This is a genomic window from Ferribacterium limneticum (assembly GCF_020510585.1).
Classification (GTDB): Bacteria; Pseudomonadota; Gammaproteobacteria; order Burkholderiales; family Rhodocyclaceae; genus Azonexus.
The window spans coordinates 1,847,326-1,868,792 of the sequence record NZ_CP075190.1 but is presented as its reverse complement, the minus strand read 5'-3'; the positions used below and the strand labels follow the sequence as shown (position 1 = coordinate 1,868,792).

Genomic DNA, 21,467 nt, shown 5'->3' with positions numbered 1-21,467 from the left:
TGACATCATTCTTGAAATGTTACCACATTGCACTGCAGCATTTTTACCCTGGATAGCCGACTTCATCGATGAGAGAGCGGTTTTTCAACCCGCCGGAGCTGACAGACCATTCAATATGCATGAACAGACCGGGCGCGATTTTACTTCTCCCACAAATACCGGCAACAGCCCATTCAGACTAATCCGTGATTATCTTCACAATTGGCAGCCATAAATAAGAAACGCTTGCGTCATTTTGACGCAGCCAACCCAGAAACAATATCCGACGCGTGTTGCATTCCAATGACACTTGGCCATTGGGGGAGGATCGGGGGGATGCAATAGCTCCTCCCCCTTTATTTTTCTTGGGGTTATTGCGCTGCAAGGATGTTGAAGGATAGCGGCTTGCCGCCGAATTCGTAGGCAGTATTGCCTGTCAGGAAAAGCCCCAAACCTCGCTGGAAAGGTGCTTTCGCCAAATCACCGACTCAATAACCGTTTCACCAGAATCGTGGGGTAGTCCTGCCTATGTCCAGCAATGAGGTACACATAGGTATCACTGCCGATGCGTCGGTAGACCAATTTGTGATGCGAGGTGTAAACGTTCTGGTAATCCAAGATGCCCACTGACGCAAGTTCTTGGACTGGCGTTCCATTGAAAATCCCAGAGTCAACTTTATCCAGTTTTTCGAAAATCTCGTCCTCAGCTTTCAGCCATTCGGCTTCGCCCCACTTGTCGAGCATGTAGTCCTGAAGCGAAAGCAAGTCCGCCTGGGCATCGGGAAGAATGATGACCGCCATTATTTGCGGTTTTGACGAGCAGCCAGCAGTTGCGCCCGTGATTCGGCAGCGGAAATGCCTTTCCCTTGTAAGCGGTCCTTCTCGCCCAAGGCGATGATTTTCAAAGCCGCAATGAGCGCTTCTTTTTCCTGAAACTGCTTGACGCCCTCAATCACCATGCTGGCCTCACCATTCTGGGTGATCACAAACGGATTCCCGTTCATTTCCAATTCTTCAGAAATCTGCGCCGCATGGCTTTTCAGGTACGAAATGGATTTGATGTTGGCGATTGACTGCATGTTACCTCCTGGAATTCACTAGACCCAAATTTAGTACCGAATTTGGTTGCCGTCAATAGGATCGCGGCTTGCCGTCGAATTCGTAGACAGCTTCTGCCTGTCAGAATAGGCCCCAAACCTCAACAGAATGGTGCTTTCGTCATATCGCTCGCAAGCTACTCAACCGGAATTGAGAGGGGCTTGCCCTGCGGGCCATAAAGGGGATCGAGAAAAAGTTGAATGCTCGACGCCGGTCGCGCCGGCGAACTACCTGTCACTGCCCGGTGGCAGCAACTCACCAATCAGATCCGAGATCAGCCCGGCCGTTGTCCCGTGGCGGTCGCGGTCCGGGTTGTATTCGACGATTTCTAGCGCCTTCAGCCCGGGCAGGCCACCGATTCGGCGCATGGCTTCCACTGCGTCGTGTACGACCAGGCCATCCGGCTCGGGGCTGCCGACGCCCGGGGCCAGGCGAGGATCGATGGCGTCGAGGTCGAGCGTCACGCCAAAACCAGCCGGGGCGCTGGCGACGATGGCTATTGCTTCGTCGAGACAGGCGGCGAAGCCACGGCGGTGTATTTCGTCGCCGTCGATGATGCGCACCTGCATGCGCTGCAGGAATTCAAGTTCTTCCGGTTCGTAGCTGCGCGGCCCGAGGACAACGGTGTGTGCAGAGCTGATCTGGGTGCCTTCCAGCCCGATGTTGAGCAGGCGCTTGTCGCCACGGCCGAGCAGGCAGGCCAGCGGCATGCCGTGGATGGCGCCGGAGTAGCTGGTTTCCGGGGTGTGGCTGTCGAGATGGGCATCGATCCAGAGCAGGCCGATCGGTTCGGCAATGGCGCGGGCAACGCCGCTCCAGGTACCGATGGCGACGGAGTGGTCGCCACCGATGACGACCGGAAACTCGCTGGCGCGCAGGGCGAGCGCAACTTCGTCGGCGAGATTGCGGCACAACGCGGAGATTCGTCCGGTGATCGAGGCATGATCGCCTTGCGGGGCAAACAGTGTCTTGCCCCAGTCAATTAATGGGTGATGTTCGAGTTCGTGCCAGGCTTGCGAACGATGAAAAGCGACCGGACCGTCTTCGCAGGCGCGATCCTGCGCCCCGATGCCGCTGGCGGCACCGATGATGCGAATGCGCGTGAGGCTGGCCGGATGGCAGGTTTTCATGCGCCGATTGCAGTTAGACGGGTGCGCATTTCAGCCAGCTCGGTTTCAAGCGCGGTCACCCTCGCCTTTAATTCTTCGACTTCCTGGTTGGGCGTATGCGACGACTTTGCCGGTAGCATCGTTTCGATTTCCGGCTCGCCGCTGAGCAGGTGCATCCAGCGGTTTTCGCGCGATCCGGGCAGGCGCGGCAGTTCGACGACCAATGCGCCCTCTTCCCTGCTGGCCAGTTCTTCGAGGAAGGCTTCGACCGACGAGATGTCGGCAAAGCGGTGCAGGCGTTCGCAGTTGAGGCGCAGTTCGCCGGCCGTTTGCGGCCCGCGCAGCATGAGCACGGTGAGCAGTGCCGAGGCTTGTGTCGGCACGCCGAGAATCTTTTCGAGACGATGCTCGAAACGGCTGACCCGGCTGCCGCTGATTTCATTGACCAGCCAGAGACCTTTCAGGACATCGATGGCTTGCACGACATCGCTCTCGCTGGCTTCGATGACCGGATTACGGCTCGTTTTCTGGTTGCAGCCGGCGAGCAGCGCATTAACCGAGAGCGGATAGGTGTCGGGCACAGTGCGCTGTTTTTCGACGAGGGTGCCGAGTACACGGGTTTCCAGCAATGACAGCATGGGCAGTGGTTCAGCCATGATTTTTGTTTCCTGAGCTTGGTTGGATTGCCGGGGCCGGCGCGGCTTGCGCCAGGCGCTCCGGGTCGCGCAGCCAGGCCCGGTAGATCTGCAGGGCGACATGCGCGTCGTTGGCAGCGTATAACAACTGGCGCTCGTTGAGGCGCGCACTGGCCCAGTTGCTGGTGCCGACTTTTTTCGATTTCTGGAATTTCTGGCCGAAGTAGTGGGCGACGGCGACTTTTGCTCCGACCGTGCCGCGATGGCCGGGGCCGCGCAGCGCTTCGCCAAGGTCGAGCACATTGGCCAACTCAATGCCGAGGCGCGAACGCAGGGCGCTGCGATCATTGCCAAGACCGAAGCCGACCTTGAGGACGTTCTGGGCGGCGAGGATTTGCCGCAGCACATCATGATTGGCGGCGACGACGACGGGAAAAAGATAGACGTGTTCGTCGGTGGCCAGTTGAACGAGGTGCGGTCCGGTGGAGATCTCGCCTTTCAGGAAGGTGGGCTTCGACTCGGTGTCGAAACCGATGGCCGGCGCCGCGAGCAAAGCGGCCAGTGCCCGCTCGGCCAGGGCGGCATCGCCGACCAGCGTAATTCTGGCCATCGAAACGCCGTTGTATATCGGCAACTCGCTCGCGGCGAGCATGCTGCGGCTGATCGTTACTTCGCTCAAGATTGTGCGCTCCTGGGTCGTTCCATCTTCATTGCCAGCTGCATCCATGTATCCTTAAGCTTTTATCCAGAAGCAAGTGTATGGGATCACGCCGGCCGACGGGCCTTTTCTCGCGCATATGGGCGCTGTTTTTCGGCCGCCCCGCCCCACTCTCGGACTACGCGCGGGCCCGCCAACTGATAGCAGCGGTGGACCGCGGCGGCATCCCGCTCAATCCGGCCAAGGTTAATGCCATCGCCCGCGATCTCGGCCTCGACGTGCCCCGCCAGGCGCCGGTCGAGGCGACCATCGAGCGCATCCGCCGCGCCCTCGACCGCTCGACTGAAGCATGACCAAGCCCTGGTTTCTGTACATGATCGAGTGCGTCGATGGCAGCATCTACACCGGTATCGCAGTCGACGTTGAGGGCCGCTATGCCGCCCATTGCCAGGGCACCGGCGCCCGCTATACGCGCTCGCACCCGCCGTTCCGGCTGCTGGGCTATGAAAACCATCCTGATCGTTCATCGGCCTCGAAGGCGGAATACCGGATCAAGCAGTTGTCGCCCGGCGAGAAGCGCCGGTATGCGGCTTCCCTTGTTCAGGCGCCTGCTGAAATACCCGACCCCGAATCAGTCACCCGCTGCTTGCCGTAAACACGGCCCACGACAACATTTCAAAATTGGGCGAAATTTCCGGTTGACCGTCGCAGTGGCCGCCGGCTCACCGGAGATTTGGGGGAGTATTCGATTGCCCTGACGATGACGGCGACAACGGCGTCGGCGCTGGCGATTTAGGAGGCGGACTGGAGTAATCCGGAAGGATTGCCGGCATGGGTGCAGCAGCCCTTTCCCGCGCATTTTCGGCGGCTTGCCTCTCGGCGTAAGCCTTTTGCCGTTCAAGCTCTTTCTGGGCGGCAACCGGATCAGACACCGACTCGCTCGGGCTGATCTTTTCTATTATTGCCCCCTTGTCGCAAGGAAGGTCGGAATAGACTACGTCTCCGGAACGCGTGTGGCAGGTAAAGACATCCGCCTGCGATGCACTGGAAGCAAGCAGAAGAGCTAGAAGGATGTGGTAGCGCATGGATATCTCCCTTCGGATTTATCTAATCTACGCTCCAGACGACGATGCTACAAGACCACGTATGCCATCAGCAAAAGGCAAACGCCAATATGGCCGGATCTTCAACCAGGTTGAGCAGCGCGTAACCGGCGAAACGGTTAGCGGCTATCCAAACCTGAACGGAAAATCTGGCAACAGCTTCGAGCATTTTCTTTAGCGGTGATCCTGGCGATGGGGCAACAAAAAAGCGCCCCGAAAGGCGCTTTATTGCTTGATATTGGCGGACACGCAGGGATTCGAACCCTGGATCCAGGTTTTGCCCGGATGCACCCTTAGCAGGGGTGTGCCTTCGACCACTCGGCCACGTGTCCATCAAGAGGCGCGGATGATATAGCCTCCGCGCCCTTTGGTCAAACTTACTGGTCGAGACCGAAAGCGCGGTGCAGCATGCGGACAGCGAGTTCCAGGTACTTCTCGTCAAGGACGACGGAAATCTTGATCTCGGAGGTCGAGATCATCTGGATGTTGATGCCTTCGTCAGCCAGGGCCTTGAACATCTTGGAGGCAACGCCCGGGTGCGAGCGCATGCCGACGCCGACGGCGGAGACCTTGCAGATCTTGTTGTCACCTGTGATTTCGCGAGCACCCAGTTTGGCTTTGACGCCTTCCAGAATGCTCTGGGCCTTGGCAAAGTCGCCACGGTTGACCGTGAAGGAGAAATCGGTGGTGCCGTCGTGGCCAACGTTCTGGATGATCATGTCGACGTCGATGTTGGCGTCGGCGATGGAGCCCAGGATCTGGTAGGCGATGCCCGGGGTATCGGGAACGCCGAGCATGGTGAGCTTGGCTTCGTCGCGGTTGAAAGCGATACCGGAAATGATCGGTTGTTCCATGTTCTTGTCTTCCTCAACAGTGATCAGCGTGCCTTCCCCTTCATCCTGGAAGCTGGAAAGAACGCGCAGTTTGACCTTGTACTTGCCGGCGAATTCGACCGAGCGGATCTGCAGCACCTTGGAGCCGAGGCTGGCCATTTCCAGCATCTCTTCGAAGGTGATGGTGTCGAGCTTCTTGGCTTCGGGCACGACGCGCGGGTCGGTGGTGTAGACGCCATCGACGTCGGTGTAGATCTGGCACTCGTCAGCCTTCAGCGCGGCAGCGAGGGCGACGCCCGAGGTGTCGGAACCGCCACGGCCGAGCGTCGTAATGTTGCCGTGCTCGTCGACACCCTGGAAGCCGGCGACGACGACAACGTGGCCGGCATCGAGATCGCGGCGCATGTTGGATTCGTCGATCGACAGGATGCGCGCCTTGGTGTGCGTGCTGTCTGTCAGCACCTTGACCTGGCCGCCGGTGTAGCTTTTCGCCTTGCAGCCGATGTCCATCAGCGCCATGGAGAGCAGGCCGGTGGTGACCTGTTCGCCGGTGGACATGATGGCATCCAGCTCGCGCGGATCGGGAGTGGCCTGAACTTCCTTGGCCAGCGCAATCAGTTTGTTGGTTTCGCCACTCATTGCAGAGACGACGACGACCACTTGATGGCCCTGTGCCTGGAACTTGGCAACGCGTTTGGCGACATTCTTGATGCGCTCGGGATTACCGACCGACGTACCGCCGTATTTTTGAACAATCAACGCCATGGATTTGTCCGGTTAAACATTGGAAACATGAAAAAGAGGGCGGGATTTTACCCCACCCTGGTCTTTTTCCGAAAGAAAACAGCGGCTACAGATCAGCCAGCGAGCGCAGGTGCGCGCCAACACTACGGGCCAGCGAGGTCATCACGTAGCCGCCTTCAAGCATGGAGACGATACGCTTGTTGCACATTTCGGCGGCCAGCTGTTTGAGCTGATCGGTGACCCAGGCATAGTCTTTTTCGAGGAAGCGCAGGTTGCCCATGTCGTCCTCGAAGTGGGCGTCAAAACCGGCCGAAATCAGGATCATCTGCGGCTTGAATTCGCGCAGGCGAGGCATCCACACCTGGGTGACGGCATCGCGGAATTCTTCGCCGCCGCAACCCGAGGCCAGCGGCACGTTGCACATATTGGCAGCCGGCTTGTCGGTGCCACAGTAGGGATAGAACGGGTGCTGGAAGATGGAGCACATCAGTACCTGCTCGTCACCGGCAAAGCAGTCTTCGGTACCGTTGCCGTGGTGCACGTCGAAATCGATGATTGCCACGCGCTCCAGGCCGTGGGCCACAAGGGCATGTTTTGCCGCGACGGCGACATTGTTGAAGAAGCAGAAACCCATCGGGTTTGCTTTCTCGCAGTGATGACCGGGCGGTCGCACGGCACAGAAACCGTTTTCGATTTCGCCCTTCATGACGAGGTCGACGGCCAGACAGCCGGACCCGGCAGCCCGCAGCGCAGCCTGCCAGGTGTGCGGATTCATCGCGGTATCAGGGTCGAGGTGCACGACGCCCAGTTCCGGCGAGGCACGCTTGAGGCGTTCGAGATGAGAAGCGGGATGGACGCGCATCAGTTGTTCAAAAGTGGCGAGCGGCGCGTCGTAGTAGACGAAATAGGCGTCGATCCCCTGAGCGATCAGGTGATCGTTGATGGCGGTCAGACGCTGCGGGCATTCCGGGTGATGCGAACCCATGTCGTGCAACTGGCAGTCACGATGGGTGATGATGGCAGTGGTCGTCACTTGTTCTCTCTCTGCGAAGCGGCGCACAAAACGGCGCACGTCGAATTGTCATTATCGTCCCATTCATCGCGCCGCTTCAAGCATTAGAATGGGTTTGAACAGACACAGCGGAATCCCATGATGTTGAAAAGCACACTTTCCGGACTTGCCGGTCGCCCGCGGGCATTCGACGGCGTTCTCGAGCAGGCTGGCCGGATCATTCTCGGCAAGGATCATGAAATCCGGCTGGCCATTGCCTGCCTGCTGGCCAACGGCCATTTACTGATCGAAGACCTGCCGGGCATGGGCAAGACGACGCTGGCCCACACGCTGGCCCGGCTGCTCGGGCTGCAGTTTTCGCGCATCCAGTTCACCAGCGATTTGCTGCCGGCCGACATCACCGGTGTTTCGGTTTTCGAGCGCGAGCGCAGCGACTTCCGTTTCCTGCCCGGCCCGGTCTTCGCCCAGCTTGTGCTGGCCGACGAGATCAACCGCGCCACACCGAAAACGCAGAGCGCCCTGCTTGAAGCAATGGAGGAAGGCCAGGTCACGGCCGAGGGCCAGACGCGAATGTTGCCGACGCCCTTCTTCGTCATCGCCACGCAGAACCCGGCGCACCAGATCGGCACTTTTCCGCTGCCCGAATCACAGCTCGACCGCTTCCTGATGCGCCTCGAACTCGGCTACCCGGACCGCACCGCCGAACGCGCCCTGCTCGTCGCCGGTGGTCAGCGGCGCCGCGTCGAGGAACTGACGCCATTGCTCGCGCCCGATGACCTGCCAGCCTTGCAGCAGGAAGCATCAGCCATCCACGCGGCCGGTCCGCTGATCGATTACGTCCAGGCACTGGTCGAAGCGACGCGCCAGAATCCAGCCTACCAGCATGGCCTGTCGCCGCGCGCCGGCCTCGCCCTGCTCGCCGCCGCCCGCGCCTGGGCCTGGCTGGCCGGGCGCGACATGGTGTTGCCCGACGACGTGCAGGCCGTCCTCCCGGCCGTCGCCCGGCACCGCCTGCGCTCGGCGCAGGGGGGTGGCTACGCGCTGGCCGAAGACATCACCGCCCTGATCCGCACCGTCGCCATTCCCTGAGCTCCGTGGGCATCGTCGCCACCCTGCAGCAAAAACTGTTTCGCTGGCATAGCGACGGCACGGCACCCATGCGCCTCGGCCAGCGGCGCGTCTTCATCATCCCCTCGCGCGGCGGCCTGCTCTACGCCCTGGCGCTCATCGTCATGCTGATCGGCGCCATCAACTACAACCTGGCACTCGGTCACGCGCTGGTTTTCCTGCTCGCCGGGCTGGGCATCGTCGGCATGATCCACACCTTTCGCAACCTGCACGGGCTGATCGTCACGCCGGGGCGCAGCGCGCCGGTTTTTGCCGGGGAAACGGCGCATTTTCAGATCACGCTCGACAACGACCGCCCTACCCCGCGCCTCGGGCTCGAACTGGAGGCCGAAAGCGGCAACCCGGTGTTTGCTACGGTCAACCGGAAAAAAAGCTCAAAATTGAACATTCCGGTCAGCGCGAAAACCCGGGGCTGGCTGGATTTGCCGCGCATCCGGCTATCAACCCGCTATCCGCTCGGCCTGTTTACCGCCTGGGCCTACCTGCAACCGGCCATGCGCTGCCTGGTCTATCCGCAGCCGATTGCCGCGCCACTGCCGGTTGCCTCACCGACGCCAGTTGGCGGCGAACGCAGCGGCGATGGCGGGCAGGAGGATTTCGCCGGATTTCGCGACCGCCAGCCGGCCGACTCGCCGCGCCACGTCGCCTGGAAGGCCAGCGCCCGTAACGCCAATGGCCCGCTGCTGATCAAGCAATTTGCCGGCGGTGCGCAGGTTGAACTGAGGCTCGACTGGCAACTGACCGACACCGCGCTGAGCGACGAAACCCGGATCGGCATCCTGACCGGCTGGGTGCTCGCCGCCGATGTGGCCGACGCCCATTACGGACTGCGCCTGCCCGGCGTCGACATCCCGACCGGCAGCGGCGAGCGTCATCGCCAGCTCTGCCTCGAAGCCCTCGCTCTCTGCCAGCCATGAGCACGCCAGCCCGCGAAGCGCTCGACCGCCACGCCACGCCCTGGCTGTTCGCCACCGCGCTGGCGACGACGGCGCCGCACTTCATGCATCAGCCACCATGGCTCAGCACGGTGGCCGGCGCCCTGCTGCTGTGGGCCGTCTGGCTGTGGTGGAAAGACCATCGCCTGCCCGGCCGCTGGATATTGATACCGCTGGTCGGCGCCGGCAGCGCCGGCATCCTGCTCGAATTCCACACCCTGTTCGGGCGCGACGCCGGGGTTGCCATGCTGGTCATGTTCATGACCATGAAGCTGCTCGAACTGAAGTCGCGACGCGATGCGATGGTCGTCGTCACCCTCGGCTATTTTTTGCTGCTCACCCACTACCTGTATTCGCAAAGCATCCCGACCGGCCTCTGGCTGCTCGCCGCGATGTGGCTGGTCACGGCGACGCTGATCCGCCTGCACGGCGGCCCGTCGAGCACCACACGGGACACCCTGCGCTATTCCGGCGTGCTCTGCCTCCAAGCCATCCCTTTCATGCTCGTCCTTTTTCTGCTTTTCCCGCGCATCTCCGGGCCACTCTGGGGTTTGCCCGCGGATGCCTTTACCGGCAAGACCGGGCTATCCGACAGCATGTCGCCGGGCAGCATCGCCCAACTTGTCCAGAATGCCGACATCGCCTTTCGCGTGCGCTTCGACGGGCCGCTGCCGCCCAGGCAGAAGCTCTACTGGCGCGGCCCGGTCATGGAGCAATTCGATGGCACTACCTGGCACCTGTACAAAGGACGCCAGCCGGCTGCCCAGCTCGAAAGCCTCTCACCGCCCATCGGCTACGAAACCACGCTGGAGGCCCACAACCAGCGCTGGTTACTGGCCCTCGATGCCCCCATCGCGTTGCCTGCCGAGACGCTCCTGAACGGAACGATGACCGCCATCAGCCAGAATGCGATCAATGAGCGAAAACGCCTCCGCCTGTCCGCCAGCCTCGACTACCGCTTCAATTTGAGCGAAGACCCACAGGTGCTGCGCCGCAACCTGGCCCTGCCGGCCAGCGGCAATCCGCAGACCCGCGCCCTCGCCGCCCAATGGCGCGCCGGCAACGCACCCGAGGCCGTGATCGCCAAGGCACTCGCCCTGTTCAACGCCGAATTCACCTACACGCTGCAACCGCCGCTCCTCGGACTCCACGGCATCGATGATTTCCTTTTTGAGACCAAACGCGGTTTCTGCGAACACTACGCCGCCGCCTTCGTCACACTCATGCGCGCTGCCGGCATTCCGGCCCGCGTTGTCGGTGGCTATCAGGGCGGCGAATTCAATCCGCTCGATCAATACCTCGTTGTCCGCCAGTCCGACGCCCATGCCTGGGCCGAAGTCTGGCTGGCCGGCAAGGGCTGGGTCCGCGTCGACCCGACGGCTGCCGTGTCGCCCAGCCGAATCGAAACGGGCATCGCCGATGCACTCGCTTTCGGCGAACCGCTGCCGATGCTCATCCAGCTGCGCGCCGACTGGATCAGGACACTGCGCTACCGCTGGGAAGCAATCAATAACGCCTGGAACCAGAGCGTGCTCGGCTACGACCCGCAACGCCAGCGCGAACTGCTGGCCCGCCTCGGTTTGTCCGACACCGACTGGCGCAGCCTGGCTATCGCGCTCGGCAGCACCTGCGGCCTGCTGGTTGCCGGCCTGATGGCCTGGGCACTCTACAAACGCCCTGAGCGCGACCCGGTCGTTCGCCTGTGGCACAAGGCGCTGCGACAGCTGGCTCGAAGAAAGGTAGACTGCCCGCCTTGGGAAACGCCACTGGAACTGGCCCGACGCGTTCGGGAACAGGACCCGGAACTGGCCGAACCTTTCCAGCGCGTGGTCGACGCCTATCTTGTAGCGCGCTACGGCAACACCGACAAACACCTGAAACCCCTGCGCGACGCCATCGCGCAATTGCGATGATGAATCTGAAACTGACGCTTGCCCCGCTGCTGCTTGCTGCACTGACCTCGCTGGCCCATGCCGGCCACAATTCCAAGCCGCCCCCCCCGACTTTCGCCGACGATCCAGCCGCCATCGAGTTCGCCCGCGACCTCGAAACCCGCCATGGTTTCAAGGCCGACGAGCTGATCAGCCAGTTTGCCCAGACCCGCCCGAACGCCACCGTCCTCAAGCTCATCCAGCCCCCCGCCTCGCCGCTGCAGCGCTCGTGGGAACGCTACCGGCCGCGCTTTTTGAATGAACGGCGCATCGATGGCGGCGTCGCCTTCTGGCAGGAAAACGCCGGGCAACTGGCCAAGGCCTCGGCCCTCTACGGCGTGCCCGAGGAAATCATCGTCGCCATTATTGGCGTCGAGACGGAATACGGCCGCAACACGGGCGGCTTCGGCGTTTTTGAAGCGCTATCGACGCTGGCTTTCAACTACCCGCGACGAGCCGAGTTTTTCCGGACCGAGCTCGAGCAGTTCCTGCTGCTGGCCCGCGAGAACAATCTGGACCCGATGGCCGTCAAGGGCTCGTTTGCCGGCGCCATCGGCATCCCGCAATTCATGCCGGGCAGCCAGCGGCGCTATGCGGTCGATTTCGACGGCGACCAGCGTGTCGATCTCGGCAACAGCGTCGACGATGCCATCGGCAGTGTTGCCCGCTTTCTTGAGCAGCACGGCTGGCAAGCCGGGCAGCCCATCGCCGTACCGGCCATGACGGCAGGCACCCCCGAGGCCGAGTTGCTTCAGGCCGGGCTCCGCCCCAGTCTCAAGGTGGCTGATCTGGCCGACAAAGGGATTCGCGCCAATATCGATCCACAGACGACGGCGGCGCTGATCGACCTCGTCTCACCGGGGCGCGAGACGGAATACTGGTTGGGATTCGAGAATTTTTACGTGATCACGCGCTACAACCGATCGAGCTTCTACGCCATGTCAGTTTTCCAGCTGGCGGAAGAAATCCGCAACCGGATGTGCGCCGCTACAACAGAGAATCGCGAGAGATATTGCCGCGCTTGATGATCTTGCGCAGGCGATCCAGACCTTCCATCTGAATCTGCCGGACCCGCTCGCGGGTCAGCGCCAGATCGTGGGCAATGACATCCAGCGTCTCCACATCGGCCCCGCTCAGGCCATAGCGACGCTCAATGACTGAACGCTGGCGCTCGGTCAATTGGCCCAGCCAGTCATCGACCAGCGAACCGACTTCGCTCAACTGCAGCAGGGATTCCGGATCACTGCCACCATCGTCGGCGATGACTTCGGCAATGGTGTGGCTGGGATCGATGTCGAGTGGCGCATCGAGCGAGGCGATATGTTCGTTGAGCGACAGCGTTCGCCGCACATCCTCGACCGGCCAGTCTATCAGGGCGGCAATGCGTTCCACAGTCGAATCGCGCTTGTCGGCGGATTCCAGATGGCGCATGGCACGCAGGACGACGTTGATTTCCTTGACGATATGCACCGGCAAACGAATGGTGCGCGACTGGTTCATGATGCCGCGCTCGATGTTCTGACGGATCCACCAGGTGGCATACGTTGAAAAACGGAAGCCGCGCTCCGGATCGAATTTTTCCAGCGCGTGGATCAAACCCAGATTGCCCTCCTCGATCAGGTCGAGCAGCGGGATGCCCCGGTTCAGGTAATGCTTGGCGATATTCACGACGAGCCGCAGATTGTGCTCGATCATGCGCTGCCGGGCGGCGAAATCACCGGCGCGGACGAGGCGCGTCGTGGCCAGCTCCTCTTCCGGAGTGAGCAGCGGCTTGGCGCCGATCTCGCTCAGGTAAAGCTGGGTAACGTCCTCAAGCAGCTCGATTTCCGGGCTGGCAACTTCAGGCTCGGGTAGCTCAGGCTCGGGCAGCAGGACCGAGTCATCGGGCTGCCCCTCGAATTCATCATCCACGCCCTCGCCGGAGTCGCTCATCTTTTTGGCAGATACTGGGCCGGGTCCACCGGCTTGCCCTGTTTGCGGATTTCGAAGTGGAGCTTGACCGAGTCAGCATCAGTGTTGCCCATCTCGGCGATCTTCTGGCCGCGGCTGACCTGCTGGCCTTCCTTGACGAGAATCTTGCGGTTGTGGGCATAGGCCGACAGGTAGGTGGCGTTGTGCTTGACGATGACCAGTTCGCCAAAGCCGCGCAGACCGCTGCCGGCATAAACGACCTTGCCGTCACCGGCCGCCAGGACAGGATCGCCGGACCTGCCGGCGAAATCCAGACCCTTGTTGCCGGTATCGCTGTATGGCGCTGACAGCTTGGCCGATGTCGGCCACATCCACGGCACGTCGTCCGGACCGGTGGCAACGGCCGGCGCCGTCTCGGGTTTCACTTCCGGCTTGGCCTCAATAGGCTTGGCGGTTTCGCCGCCGGCCTTGTTCAGGCGGGCGTACGCTTCATCCGAATACGGTTCCTTGCCGACGCGCGGTTCGCGCTTCAGCGCCCCATTTTGCGGAGCAACGGCAACGGTTGCCCCAGCCGACTGATCTAGCGAGCGCGACTCGACAGCAGAGCCAACGTCAATCGGCTTGGTTACTGCGCCATCAGCGACAGGTTCGGCAGCAGCACCCGGCGGTGCAACGCGCAGGATCTGGCCTTCCTTGATGGATGACGGGTTGGCGATGTTGTTCCAATTAGCGACATCGCGATGATCCTGACCGTGCTCCAGCGCAATCCGGTACAGGGTGTCACCACGCTTGACCGTGTAGTACCCCGGGCCGGCGGGCTGCACGGCAGCCCGGGAGGTCGAGCGATCGACCGCCGGTACCGGTTGCTGGGAAATACAACCGGCCAAGAACAGTACTGGGAAAATTGCTGCGACGATACGAATCATTGCGTTCCTGAAAGTAGCGGGACGAAACGCACGGCGTCGAGCCGGGTTTCGACATAACCCTGGGGCGTGTGTTCGATGAAGCTAAGATACTGCTCCGCAGCCCCGACTGGCAAGACCAGTCGCCCACCTGGGGCAAGCTGCTGAAGCAGCGCGGGCGGCACACTGGCCCCGGCTGCAGCCACGATGATACTGTCAAATGGCCCGGCTTCGGGCAAACCGAACTGGCCGTCGGCGTGTTTCAGACGAACATTGAACTGCTGCAGGGTGCGCATGTTTGCCTTGGCTTTTTCGAGCAGGGGCGCCAGCCGCTCGACGGCATACACTTCGTTGGTCAGCTGAGCCAACACGGCGGCTTGATAACCGCAGCCGGCACCTATTTCCAGCGTTTTGCCCAGCGTCTTGCGCCCGTTGAGCAGCAGTTCGATCATACGCGCCACGACATAGGGCTGCGAAATGGTCTGCCCCATGCCAAGCGGCAACGCGGTGTCTTCGTAGGCCCGCGAGGCCAGGGCCTCCTCGACGAAGACATGGCGCGGGACAGCAGCCATCGCCTTGAGGACGGTTTCGTTGCGGATTCCCTTTTCGCGCAGACGCTCGATCATCCGCGTCCGGGTGCGCTGCGACGTCATGCCGATACCGTTCAACACACCATGACTCACTGCATCCATTGACGAATCGAAGGTAGCTGGGCGGCGTGCGTCAGATCGATCTGCAACGGCGTAATCGAAACGACACCGCGTTCAACTGCATTGAAATCGGTACCCGGCCCGGCATCGGCGGCCGCACCGGCCGCGCCGATCCAATAAACGGTTTCATTGCGCGGCGAGGTCATTTTCACCACTGGTTCAGCTTTATGCCGACGGCCAAGGCGGGTAACTTCCATGCCATTTAATTCGGCGTAAGGAATATCCGGGACATTGACATTCAATAGTACCGGCTGCCTGATCGGGTCGCGGATATAACGCTCGACCAATTCACGGGCGACAAGGCCAGCCGTCGCATAATTATTTCCCTCAAAGTTGGTCAGGGAAATGGCGATGGATGGAATGCCGAGCAAATAACCCTCGGTAGCTGCCGCAACGGTACCCGAATAAATCGTATCGTCACCCATATTGGCGCCGTTATTAATTCCCGAAACGATAATATCCGGCAAGTCGTCAAGCATGCCAGTGACGGCCAAATGGACGCAATCGGTTGGCGTGCCATTTACAAAATAAAAACCGCTGGCCGCCTTTTTCAAATACAAAGGCCGATCCAGCGTCAGCGAATTACTGGCGCCGCTGCGATTCTGCTCGGGAGCAACGACGACTACCTCACCCAGGCCGCGCAGCGCCTCAACCAGGGCGGCCAGCCCCGGCGCAAAATAGCCGTCGTCGTTACTCAGCAGAATACGCATGATCAGACCAGCAAATTATCCAACGAACCACCATTGGCTACCCAGGCTTCGACCCATTTCGGCTTGCGGCCGCGACCGGTCCATTCAAGTTCGACATTTTGCGGATGGCGGTATTTAACCTTGACCTTATTTCCGGTAGCCGTCTTTACCTTGGCTTCCTTGGCCAGCAAATCCTCAATGGCATAACCACGGGTTTTGGCAATGGCGCGCAATTCATTCAGGACACTAACCTTTTCCTGAGCTTCACGACGTTTGATTTCTGCAGGAATCTGCTGTTGCAGGTCGCGCAATTGAGCGACGGAGAGCGTAGAAAGGTCCATGATTATCTCCTTATTTAAATGAGTGGCGACAATTTAATTTGTTTGAAATTATTTATCAATGCCATCCATTAATAAAACTGCCACAAGTCAGCTTTTTAATGAGTAGAACCGACGGCGCAATTAAACGCTCCGCACAAACCCAGCCCCTCAGTAAAGCAAGCACGCCCCCCATGAACGAAAAAGGCCAATCCGAAGATTGGCCTGACTCGTTGATTCTCTTGGTCGGGGCGGCGGGATTCGAACTCGCGACCCCTTGCACCCCATGCAAGTGCGCTACCAGGCTGCGCTACGCCCCGACAAGCCCGCCATTATACCCAAAAACCGCTGGATTCAAAGCTGCAACATCTCGATAATTGACTGTAGCTCGCCACGCAGGCCGCCCGGCATCTTTCCTGCCTCGGGCAAATTCACCGCAATCACCTCGACCGCACCACCTTCGTCAAGCCGATTGCGTGCGCCACTGATGGTAAAACCCTGATTATAAAGAAGCTCGCGAATACGCCGAACCAGCAAGACTTCATGATGCTGGTAGTACCGACGATTGCCGCGTCGCTTTACTGGCTTGAGCTGGTTGAACTCCTGCTCCCAGTAACGCAGCACGTGTGGTTTGACGCCGCACAACTCGCTGACTTCACCGATCGTGAAGTAGCGCTTGGCGGGGATGGGCGGCAACTCTTCGCCGCCCAGTGTTTTATGCCGCGGTTCCATCGAAGGCAAGCTCAACGTCGGACTTCAGCTTTTGGCTGGCGTGAAAGGTAACGACGCGACGCGCCGTAATGGGAATTTCCTGCCCTGTTTTCGGATTTCTGCCCGGACGTTGCGGCTTGTCGCGCAACTGAAAATTTCCGAAGCCAGATAGCTTCACGCCATCACCGGTTTCCAGGGAATTTCGGATTTCTTCGAAAAAAGCTTCGACCATGTCTTTGGCCTCGCGCTTGTTTAGACCGACTTTTTCGAAAAGCAGGTCCGCGAGCTCAGCTTTGGTTAGCGTCATCGTTATTATTTCCGTCAGGCACGCAGTTGAGCACCAAATGCCTGTTCCAAACAGGACACCAGTTGCTGCATTGCAGCATCAACTTCCGAATCTTGCAAAGTGCGTTGAGTATCTTGCATAACTATCCGGAAAGCAAGGCTTTTTTTGTTTTCGGGCACGCCCTTACCGACGTAAACATCGAACAACTGGATGTCCTGAACAAGGCTGGAAACTTGTCCTTTCAAGCCATCGAGCAAGGTCTGCAGAGCGACATCCTGATCAACGACGATGGCAAGATCACGAATGACCGGCGGGAACTTCGAGACCTCGGCATAAACCGGAACCTGGACTGCCTTGACGGCATCAAAATCGAGTTCGAAGACCACGGGTGCCTGCGGCAGGTCGTATTTCTGGACCCACTCCGGATGCAACTCCCCCAGACAACCGATTTCTCGGTTATCGAGCAACACACGTGCTGAACGCCCCGGATGCAGTGCCGGATGGGCGAGCTTTTCAAAACGCAGTTGGCCCGGCGCCAGCAAGGCTTCCAGATCGCCCTTCACGTCGAAGAAATCAACCTTGCGCGAAGCGCTGCCCCAGCCTTCGGGTAAGGCACCACCATAAGCCAGACCAGAGAGTTTCCAGGATTGGGCAAAGCCGGGAACCGGCGTTGCAGCGGCAATGCGCTCGAACGCACGGCCCGTTTCAAACAAACGGACGCGGTTCTGCTTACGCTTGAGATTGGTTAGCAGATTGGAAATCAAACCACCAAACAGAGTCGACCGCATGACAGCCATCTGGCTGGCAATCGGGTTGGCCAGGCGAATCAGGTCGGTTTCTGCGGTCTTCGCTGCAAAATCGGCCTCCCAGGACTCCTCGACAAAAGCGAAATTAACCACTTCCTGATAGCCGCGATCGACCAGCAACTGGCGAACACGAGCCGCCGGACGTTGCGCTTCGGGCTGCACCATCATTTTTAGGTTGCCGCACGGCGCCGGGGCCGGGATGTTGTCGTAGCCGTGCAGACGGGCAATTTCCTCGATCAGGTCTTCCTCGATTTCGATGTCGAAGCGCCAGGTTGGCGGAGTCACCAGAAAATCATCAGCTTCGCGAACGAAGGGCAAGCCGAGGCCGTTGAACAATCCGGCAATCTGCTCAGGAGAAAAAGTCATGCCGATTACCGCGCAGGCTCGCGCCGTGCGCAGACGCACCGGCTTGCGTGCAGGCATCTCAGCCCTGGCCTCGATTACCGGACCAGCGGCACCACCACAAATATCGATAATCAGTTGCGTAGCGCGCTCAATGGCGCGGCGAGCGCCGCCAAAATCGACGCCGCGCTCGAAACGATGCGAAGCATCGGAACCAAACCCGTAGCGGCGAGCACGACCGGCGATGGCCTTCGGGGCAAAAAAGGCGGATTCGAGGAACAGTTCGCTGGTTTCCAGCGTGATCCCGCTCTCTTCTCCGCCCATGATGCCGGCCATGGCCAACGGCTTGGCATCGTCGGCAATAACCAGGATGTCAGCATCAATGGCGATGGTCTGTTCGTTCAACAGCAGCAGCTTTTCTTCCGGCTTGGCCATGCGTGCATGCACTGCACCTTCGAGCTTGGTGTTATCGAAGGCGTGTAGCGGCTGGCCGAGCTCTAGCATCACGTAATTCGTGACATCGACCAGCGCCGAAATCGAGCGGATAGCGCTGCGTTCCAGGCGACGCTTCATCCATTCAGGCGTCGACGCCTTGGCATTGACGCCTTTCAGCACGCGGCCGAAATAGAGGGGACAGGCAGCCGGCGCATCGAGCACCACGGCCCGCTGGTCGGCGATGCTTGCCGCGACTTCCGGCACCTCGATCAGCTTGGCCTGGGCACCGGCAATGGCCGCCACTTCGCGCGCTACGCCGGTCAACGACAGGCAGTCGGCGCGATTCGGGGTCAGCTTGAGTTCGAACTGGTTGTCGTCGAGATCGAGATATTCGCGGATCGACTGACCGACCGGCGCATCGGCCGGCAGCACCAGCAGGCCGGAGGCTTCTTCGGCAATACCGAGTTCCTTGGCCGAACAGAGCATGCCGGAGGATTCGATGCCGCGCACCTTGGCGATTTTGATGACGAAGTCCCCGGGCAGATTGGCACCGGGCAAGGCGCAGGGCACGCGCAGGCCGACGGCGACGTTAGCCGCGCCGCAGACGATGGTCGTTGGCTCGCCGCGACCCGTATCAACCTTGCAGACGTTCAGACGATCGGCATCCGGGTGCTTGACGACTTCGAGCACCTGGGCGACGACGACGTCGTTGAATTGGGGAGCAACCGACTCCAGACCCTCGACTTCGAGGCCGGCCATGGTCAGCAGATGGGAAAGCTCCTCGCTCGACAGCTTGGTGTCGACAAGGGAACGCAGCCAGGATTCAGAGAATTTCATGCGAATTGCCTCAGGAAACGGAGGTCGCCTTCAAAGAAGAGGCGCAGGTCATTGACGCCGTAACGCAGCATGGTCAGGCGATCCTGACCGAAGCCGAAGGCAAAGCCGGTGTACTTTTCCGGATCGATGCCGGCAATGCGCAGCACGTCCGGATGCACCATGCCGCAACCGGCGATTTCCAACCAGCGGCCTTTCAGTGCACCGCTCATGAAAGCAACGTCGATTTCGGCTGACGGCTCGGTAAACGGGAAGAAAGAGGGACGGAAACGCACCACGAGGTCGTCGGTCTCGAAGAAGCTCTTGAGAAAATCGGCAATGACGCCCTTGAGGTCAGCAAAGGAAACACCCTCGCCCACCCACAGGCCTTCGACCTGGTTGAACATCGGCGAATGCGTCGCATCGGAATCGACGCGGTAGACGCGGCCCGGCGCGATGATTCTGATTTCGGGCATTTTTTCCAGTTGACCGTAGCGTTCGACATGCGCCTTCATGTAGCGCGCCTGAATCGGGCTGGTATGCGTACGCAGCAGCACCTTGTCGGCCACCGTGCCATCCGGGTTCTGCAGGTAAAAGGTGTCGTGCATCGAACGCGCCGGGTGATCCTCCGGCGTGTTCATGGCGGTGAAATTGAAAAAGTCTTCCTCGATTTCAGGGCCATCGGCCACTTCGAAACCGATCGAACGGAACAGCGCCTCGATGCGTTCGAGCGTGCGCGTTACCGGGTGCAGGCCACCGCGCGCTTCGGCGCGTCCGGGCAGCGTGACATCCAGCGCCTCTTCGGCTAGGCGCGCTTCCAGCGCGGCCTTCCGAATGGCTTCGCGGCGCTCGTTGAGCGCAGCTTCAACGGCCGTCTTGGCGACGTTGATCGCCGCACCGGCAGTTTTCTTCTCTTCCGGCGGCAGTTTGCCCAGCCCCTTGAGAAGTTCGGTGATCTGCCCGCTCTTGCCGAGGAAACGGGCTTTTACCTGTTCCAGCGCATCGGGGTCAGAAATTGCAGCGAAAGCCGACTGGGCTTCGCTAACGATTTGATCGAGATTGTCCATAGACGTCCACCAACAAAACCACCAACAAAACGCACGTTTCAGTGAAGGCTCATGTCGGCGCAGCCGACGTGAAGCCGCAAAGCGGCGGCCGAAACTAAAAAAGGAGGCTTGCGCCTCCTTTTTTTAATTACGCTTTCGCTCAGGCGCCGAGCTGTGCCTTGGCCTGGGCGGCCAGTGCGGCAAAAGCCGGCTGATCGAACACAGCCAGATCGGCCAGAACCTTGCGGTCGACTTCGATGTTGGCCTTCTTCAGACCATTCATGAAGGTGCTGTACTTCATGCCCAGCTCGCGGGAAGCTGCATTGATACGGGCAATCCACAGAGCGCGGAACTGACGCTTGCGTTGACGACGGTCACGGTACTGGTATTGACCGGCCTTCATCACCGCCTGTTTGGCGACGCGATAGACGTTCTTGCGACGACCGCGGTAACCCTTGGCCTGAACGAGAATCTTCTTGTGACGCGCGCGCGCTGTTACACCACGTTTAACTCTAGGCATCTTCTATCTCCTTATGCGTAGGGCATCATGGCGCGGACGGATGCTGAATCGCGCGCGTTAACTTCGACTGAACCGCGCAGATGGCGTTTCACCTTGGTGGTCTTCTTGGTCAGAATGTGACGCTTGAAGGCTTGGCCGCGCTTGATGGAACCACCAGCGCGAACAGAGAAACGCTTTTTGGCGCTGCTCTTGGTCTTCATTTTGGGCATTTAATGCTCCTTAATGACATGCCGTCAGGTGGTTCCCACTACGGAAACGCTTTGACTACCCGAAAGCACTTATGTAACTACTTTTGCTGCTTCTTGGCCGGCCCGATGATCATGATCATCTGACGACCTTCCATCTTCGGCATCTGCTCGACTGCACCCACTTCATCGAGGTCTGCCTTGATCCGTTCCAGCTGGCGCATACCGAATTCCTGATGCGCCATTTCGCGGCCCCGGAAGCGCAGGGTCACTTTGACCTTGTCGCCTTCTTCCAGGAAACGCGTCATGTTCCTGAGCTTGATCTGGTAATCGTTTTCGTCGGTGCCCGGGCGCAGCTTGATTTCCTTGACCTGCACCTGCTTCTGCTTCAACTTGGCTTCGTGAGCGCGCTTCTGTTCCTGGTACTTGAACTTGCCGTAGTCCATGATGCGGCAGACCGGCGGCTTCGCGGTCGGCGCGATCTCGACCAGATCAGCACCGGCTTCTTCAGCCATATGCAAAGCTTCGCGAATGCTGACAATGCCGAGCTGTTCGCCTTCTGCACCCTGGAGACGAATCTCCGGAACCGTGATTTCTTCGTTGAGGCGATGCGCCTTGTTCTGAGCTAT

At 60.1% G+C, this 21,467-nt stretch carries 27 protein-coding genes and 2 tRNA genes; 7 read left to right on the top strand and 22 right to left on the bottom strand.

All coding sequences use genetic code 11. From position 1 onward, the window contains the following. Window positions 1-459: 459 nt before the first annotated feature. The 5 genes from KI613_RS09190 to KI613_RS09170 all read right to left on the bottom strand — a co-directional run bounded on the left by KI613_RS09190 (window position 460) and on the right by KI613_RS09170 (window position 3,500). A complete protein-coding gene (locus KI613_RS09190; RefSeq protein WP_226405168.1) occupies window positions 460-780 on the bottom strand; it encodes a type II toxin-antitoxin system RelE/ParE family toxin in 321 nt (106 codons plus the stop codon). Then, a complete protein-coding gene (locus KI613_RS09185; protein WP_226405166.1) occupies window positions 780-1,058 on the bottom strand; it encodes a type II toxin-antitoxin system Phd/YefM family antitoxin in 279 nt (92 codons plus the stop codon). Before KI613_RS09185 ends, KI613_RS09190 begins: the two co-directional genes overlap by 1 nt. 246 nt (window positions 1,059-1,304) lie before the next feature. Next, window positions 1,305-2,207 carry an arginase gene (locus tag KI613_RS09180; protein ID WP_226405165.1) on the bottom strand — a complete coding sequence of 301 codons (903 nt, stop codon included), beginning with the start codon at window positions 2,205-2,207 and terminating at the stop codon, window positions 1,305-1,307. After that, on the bottom strand, window positions 2,204-2,842 hold the full coding sequence (locus KI613_RS09175; RefSeq protein ID WP_226405163.1) for a YceH family protein: 639 nt from the start codon (window positions 2,840-2,842) through the stop codon (window positions 2,204-2,206). The genes KI613_RS09180 and KI613_RS09175 overlap by 4 nt, the downstream gene beginning before the upstream one ends. Then, window positions 2,835-3,500, bottom strand: coding sequence for a 3'-5' exonuclease (locus tag KI613_RS09170; protein ID WP_226405161.1), 666 nt, complete (start codon window positions 3,498-3,500; stop codon window positions 2,835-2,837). Before KI613_RS09170 ends, KI613_RS09175 begins: the two co-directional genes overlap by 8 nt. A gap of 80 nt (window positions 3,501-3,580) precedes the next feature. Here KI613_RS09170 and KI613_RS09165 point away from each other — a divergent pair, with 80 nt between their 5' ends. Then, complete coding sequence (locus KI613_RS09165; RefSeq protein WP_226405159.1) at window positions 3,581-3,832, top strand: hypothetical protein; 252 nt, start codon at window positions 3,581-3,583, stop codon at window positions 3,830-3,832. Beyond that, window positions 3,829-4,134, top strand: a complete 306-nt coding sequence (locus tag KI613_RS09160) for a GIY-YIG nuclease family protein (RefSeq protein ID WP_226405157.1) — start codon at window positions 3,829-3,831, stop codon at window positions 4,132-4,134. Before KI613_RS09165 ends, KI613_RS09160 begins: the two co-directional genes overlap by 4 nt. Window positions 4,135-4,201: 67 nt before the next feature. On the opposite strand, the gene KI613_RS09155 is transcribed toward KI613_RS09160, so the two are convergent. Then, a complete protein-coding gene (locus tag KI613_RS09155; protein ID WP_226405155.1) occupies window positions 4,202-4,564 on the bottom strand; it encodes a DUF4124 domain-containing protein in 363 nt (120 codons plus the stop codon). On the opposite strand from KI613_RS09155, the gene KI613_RS09150 reads away from it, so the two are divergent. After that, window positions 4,563-4,760: a hypothetical protein gene (locus tag KI613_RS09150; protein WP_226405154.1), complete on the top strand. Its 198-nt coding sequence runs from the start codon at window positions 4,563-4,565 to the stop codon at window positions 4,758-4,760. The two genes, KI613_RS09155 and KI613_RS09150, sit on opposite strands and share 2 nt — an antisense overlap. Before the next feature lie 61 nt (window positions 4,761-4,821). Here the strand turns inward: KI613_RS09150 and KI613_RS09145 are convergent. The 3 genes from KI613_RS09145 to KI613_RS09135 form a co-directional block, all read right to left on the bottom strand. Next, window positions 4,822-4,914 (bottom strand) — tRNA-Ser (locus KI613_RS09145). Window positions 4,915-4,959: 45 nt separating this feature from the next. Continuing rightward, complete coding sequence (locus tag KI613_RS09140; RefSeq protein WP_226405152.1) at window positions 4,960-6,180, bottom strand: aspartate kinase; 1,221 nt, start codon at window positions 6,178-6,180, stop codon at window positions 4,960-4,962. An 85-nt stretch (window positions 6,181-6,265) separates the two neighbouring features. After that, window positions 6,266-7,192, bottom strand: coding sequence for a histone deacetylase family protein (locus KI613_RS09135; RefSeq protein WP_226405150.1), 927 nt, complete (start codon window positions 7,190-7,192; stop codon window positions 6,266-6,268). 120 nt (window positions 7,193-7,312) lie between these two features. On the opposite strand from KI613_RS09135, the gene KI613_RS09130 reads away from it, so the two are divergent. Genes KI613_RS09130 through mltB form a run of 4 tightly spaced genes read left to right on the top strand, consistent with a single transcriptional unit; the run spans window position 7,313 to window position 12,190 of the window. Then, on the top strand, window positions 7,313-8,260 hold the full coding sequence (locus tag KI613_RS09130) for an AAA family ATPase (protein WP_226405731.1): 948 nt from the start codon (window positions 7,313-7,315) through the stop codon (window positions 8,258-8,260). 5 nt (window positions 8,261-8,265) lie between these two features. After that, the gene (locus KI613_RS09125) at window positions 8,266-9,216 is read left to right on the top strand and encodes a DUF58 domain-containing protein (RefSeq protein ID WP_226405148.1); all 951 of its coding nucleotides are present in this window, start codon (window positions 8,266-8,268) and stop codon (window positions 9,214-9,216) included. Continuing rightward, the gene (locus KI613_RS09120; protein ID WP_226405147.1) at window positions 9,213-11,147 is read left to right on the top strand and encodes a transglutaminase TgpA family protein; all 1,935 of its coding nucleotides are present in this window, start codon (window positions 9,213-9,215) and stop codon (window positions 11,145-11,147) included. Before KI613_RS09125 ends, KI613_RS09120 begins: the two co-directional genes overlap by 4 nt. Next, window positions 11,144-12,190 (top strand): lytic murein transglycosylase B, encoded by a 1,047-nt coding sequence (gene mltB, locus KI613_RS09115; protein ID WP_226405145.1) that lies wholly within the window; start codon window positions 11,144-11,146, stop codon window positions 12,188-12,190. The genes KI613_RS09120 and mltB overlap by 4 nt, the downstream gene beginning before the upstream one ends. Here mltB and rpoS read toward each other — a convergent pair. The 13 genes from rpoS to infC all read right to left on the bottom strand — a co-directional run bounded on the left by rpoS (window position 12,153) and on the right by infC (window position 21,416). Next, window positions 12,153-13,097 (bottom strand): RNA polymerase sigma factor RpoS, encoded by a 945-nt coding sequence (gene rpoS / locus KI613_RS09110; RefSeq protein ID WP_226405143.1) that lies wholly within the window; start codon window positions 13,095-13,097, stop codon window positions 12,153-12,155. The genes mltB and rpoS overlap by 38 nt on opposite strands. Next, a complete protein-coding gene (locus KI613_RS09105) occupies window positions 13,094-14,002 on the bottom strand; it encodes a peptidoglycan DD-metalloendopeptidase family protein (RefSeq protein WP_226405141.1) in 909 nt (302 codons plus the stop codon). The genes rpoS and KI613_RS09105 overlap by 4 nt, the downstream gene beginning before the upstream one ends. Continuing rightward, window positions 13,999-14,670 carry a protein-L-isoaspartate(D-aspartate) O-methyltransferase gene (locus KI613_RS09100; RefSeq protein WP_226405140.1) on the bottom strand — a complete coding sequence of 224 codons (672 nt, stop codon included), beginning with the start codon at window positions 14,668-14,670 and terminating at the stop codon, window positions 13,999-14,001. Before KI613_RS09100 ends, KI613_RS09105 begins: the two co-directional genes overlap by 4 nt. Further along, window positions 14,658-15,398 carry a 5'/3'-nucleotidase SurE gene (surE, locus tag KI613_RS09095; protein ID WP_226405138.1) on the bottom strand — a complete coding sequence of 247 codons (741 nt, stop codon included), beginning with the start codon at window positions 15,396-15,398 and terminating at the stop codon, window positions 14,658-14,660. The genes KI613_RS09100 and surE overlap by 13 nt, the downstream gene beginning before the upstream one ends. Before the next feature lie 2 nt (window positions 15,399-15,400). After that, a complete protein-coding gene (locus tag KI613_RS09090) occupies window positions 15,401-15,718 on the bottom strand; it encodes an H-NS histone family protein (RefSeq protein WP_226405136.1) in 318 nt (105 codons plus the stop codon). A gap of 219 nt (window positions 15,719-15,937) precedes the next feature. Continuing rightward, window positions 15,938-16,014: transfer RNA gene (locus KI613_RS09085), tRNA-Pro, on the bottom strand. Between the two features lie 34 nt (window positions 16,015-16,048). After that, entirely contained in the window at window positions 16,049-16,426 is a 378-nt protein-coding gene (locus KI613_RS09080; RefSeq protein WP_226405134.1) for a MerR family transcriptional regulator, read from the bottom strand. Next, window positions 16,410-16,718 carry an integration host factor subunit alpha gene (locus KI613_RS09075; protein ID WP_226405729.1) on the bottom strand — a complete coding sequence of 103 codons (309 nt, stop codon included), beginning with the start codon at window positions 16,716-16,718 and terminating at the stop codon, window positions 16,410-16,412. The genes KI613_RS09080 and KI613_RS09075 overlap by 17 nt, the downstream gene beginning before the upstream one ends. A gap of 8 nt (window positions 16,719-16,726) precedes the next feature. Next, window positions 16,727-19,111, bottom strand: coding sequence for a phenylalanine--tRNA ligase subunit beta (pheT, locus tag KI613_RS09070; RefSeq protein ID WP_226405133.1), 2,385 nt, complete (start codon window positions 19,109-19,111; stop codon window positions 16,727-16,729). Beyond that, window positions 19,108-20,154: a phenylalanine--tRNA ligase subunit alpha gene (gene pheS, locus KI613_RS09065; protein WP_226405132.1), complete on the bottom strand. Its 1,047-nt coding sequence runs from the start codon at window positions 20,152-20,154 to the stop codon at window positions 19,108-19,110. Before pheS ends, pheT begins: the two co-directional genes overlap by 4 nt. 139 nt (window positions 20,155-20,293) lie before the next feature. Further along, window positions 20,294-20,653 (bottom strand): 50S ribosomal protein L20, encoded by a 360-nt coding sequence (rplT, locus tag KI613_RS09060; RefSeq protein WP_226405131.1) that lies wholly within the window; start codon window positions 20,651-20,653, stop codon window positions 20,294-20,296. Between the two features lie 11 nt (window positions 20,654-20,664). Then, window positions 20,665-20,862: a 50S ribosomal protein L35 gene (gene rpmI / locus KI613_RS09055; RefSeq protein ID WP_226405130.1), complete on the bottom strand. Its 198-nt coding sequence runs from the start codon at window positions 20,860-20,862 to the stop codon at window positions 20,665-20,667. Window positions 20,863-20,939: 77 nt separating this feature from the next. After that, window positions 20,940-21,416 carry a translation initiation factor IF-3 gene (infC, locus tag KI613_RS09050; RefSeq protein ID WP_449757747.1) on the bottom strand — a complete coding sequence of 159 codons (477 nt, stop codon included), beginning with the start codon at window positions 21,414-21,416 and terminating at the stop codon, window positions 20,940-20,942. Window positions 21,417-21,467: the final 51 nt, after the last annotated feature.

Coding starts and splice junctions, on each gene's coding strand:
- KI613_RS09190 (WP_226405168.1), bottom strand. CDS start 780: ATGGCGGTCATCATTCTTCCCGATGCCCAGGCGGACTTGCTTTCGCTT.
- KI613_RS09185 (WP_226405166.1), bottom strand. CDS start 1,058: ATGCAGTCAATCGCCAACATCAAATCCATTTCGTACCTGAAAAGCCAT.
- KI613_RS09180 (WP_226405165.1), bottom strand. CDS start 2,207: ATGAAAACCTGCCATCCGGCCAGCCTCACGCGCATTCGCATCATCGGT.
- KI613_RS09175 (WP_226405163.1), bottom strand. CDS start 2,842: ATGGCTGAACCACTGCCCATGCTGTCATTGCTGGAAACCCGTGTACTC.
- KI613_RS09165 (WP_226405159.1), top strand. CDS start 3,581: ATGGGATCACGCCGGCCGACGGGCCTTTTCTCGCGCATATGGGCGCTG.
- KI613_RS09160 (WP_226405157.1), top strand. CDS start 3,829: ATGACCAAGCCCTGGTTTCTGTACATGATCGAGTGCGTCGATGGCAGC.
- KI613_RS09150 (WP_226405154.1), top strand. CDS start 4,563: ATGGATATCTCCCTTCGGATTTATCTAATCTACGCTCCAGACGACGAT.
- KI613_RS09155 (WP_226405155.1), bottom strand. CDS start 4,564: ATGCGCTACCACATCCTTCTAGCTCTTCTGCTTGCTTCCAGTGCATCG.
- KI613_RS09140 (WP_226405152.1), bottom strand. CDS start 6,180: ATGGCGTTGATTGTTCAAAAATACGGCGGTACGTCGGTCGGTAATCCC.
- KI613_RS09130 (WP_226405731.1), top strand. CDS start 7,313: ATGTTGAAAAGCACACTTTCCGGACTTGCCGGTCGCCCGCGGGCATTC.
- KI613_RS09120 (WP_226405147.1), top strand. CDS start 9,213: ATGAGCACGCCAGCCCGCGAAGCGCTCGACCGCCACGCCACGCCCTGG.
- mltB (WP_226405145.1), top strand. CDS start 11,144: ATGATGAATCTGAAACTGACGCTTGCCCCGCTGCTGCTTGCTGCACTG.
- rpoS (WP_226405143.1), bottom strand. CDS start 13,097: ATGAGCGACTCCGGCGAGGGCGTGGATGATGAATTCGAGGGGCAGCCC.
- KI613_RS09105 (WP_226405141.1), bottom strand. CDS start 14,002: ATGATTCGTATCGTCGCAGCAATTTTCCCAGTACTGTTCTTGGCCGGT.
- KI613_RS09100 (WP_226405140.1), bottom strand. CDS start 14,670: ATGGATGCAGTGAGTCATGGTGTGTTGAACGGTATCGGCATGACGTCG.
- surE (WP_226405138.1), bottom strand. CDS start 15,398: ATGCGTATTCTGCTGAGTAACGACGACGGCTATTTTGCGCCGGGGCTG.
- KI613_RS09090 (WP_226405136.1), bottom strand. CDS start 15,718: ATGGACCTTTCTACGCTCTCCGTCGCTCAATTGCGCGACCTGCAACAG.
- KI613_RS09080 (WP_226405134.1), bottom strand. CDS start 16,426: ATGGAACCGCGGCATAAAACACTGGGCGGCGAAGAGTTGCCGCCCATC.
- pheT (WP_226405133.1), bottom strand. CDS start 19,111: ATGAAATTCTCTGAATCCTGGCTGCGTTCCCTTGTCGACACCAAGCTG.
- pheS (WP_226405132.1), bottom strand. CDS start 20,154: ATGGACAATCTCGATCAAATCGTTAGCGAAGCCCAGTCGGCTTTCGCT.
- rplT (WP_226405131.1), bottom strand. CDS start 20,653: ATGCCTAGAGTTAAACGTGGTGTAACAGCGCGCGCGCGTCACAAGAAG.
- rpmI (WP_226405130.1), bottom strand. CDS start 20,862: ATGCCCAAAATGAAGACCAAGAGCAGCGCCAAAAAGCGTTTCTCTGTT.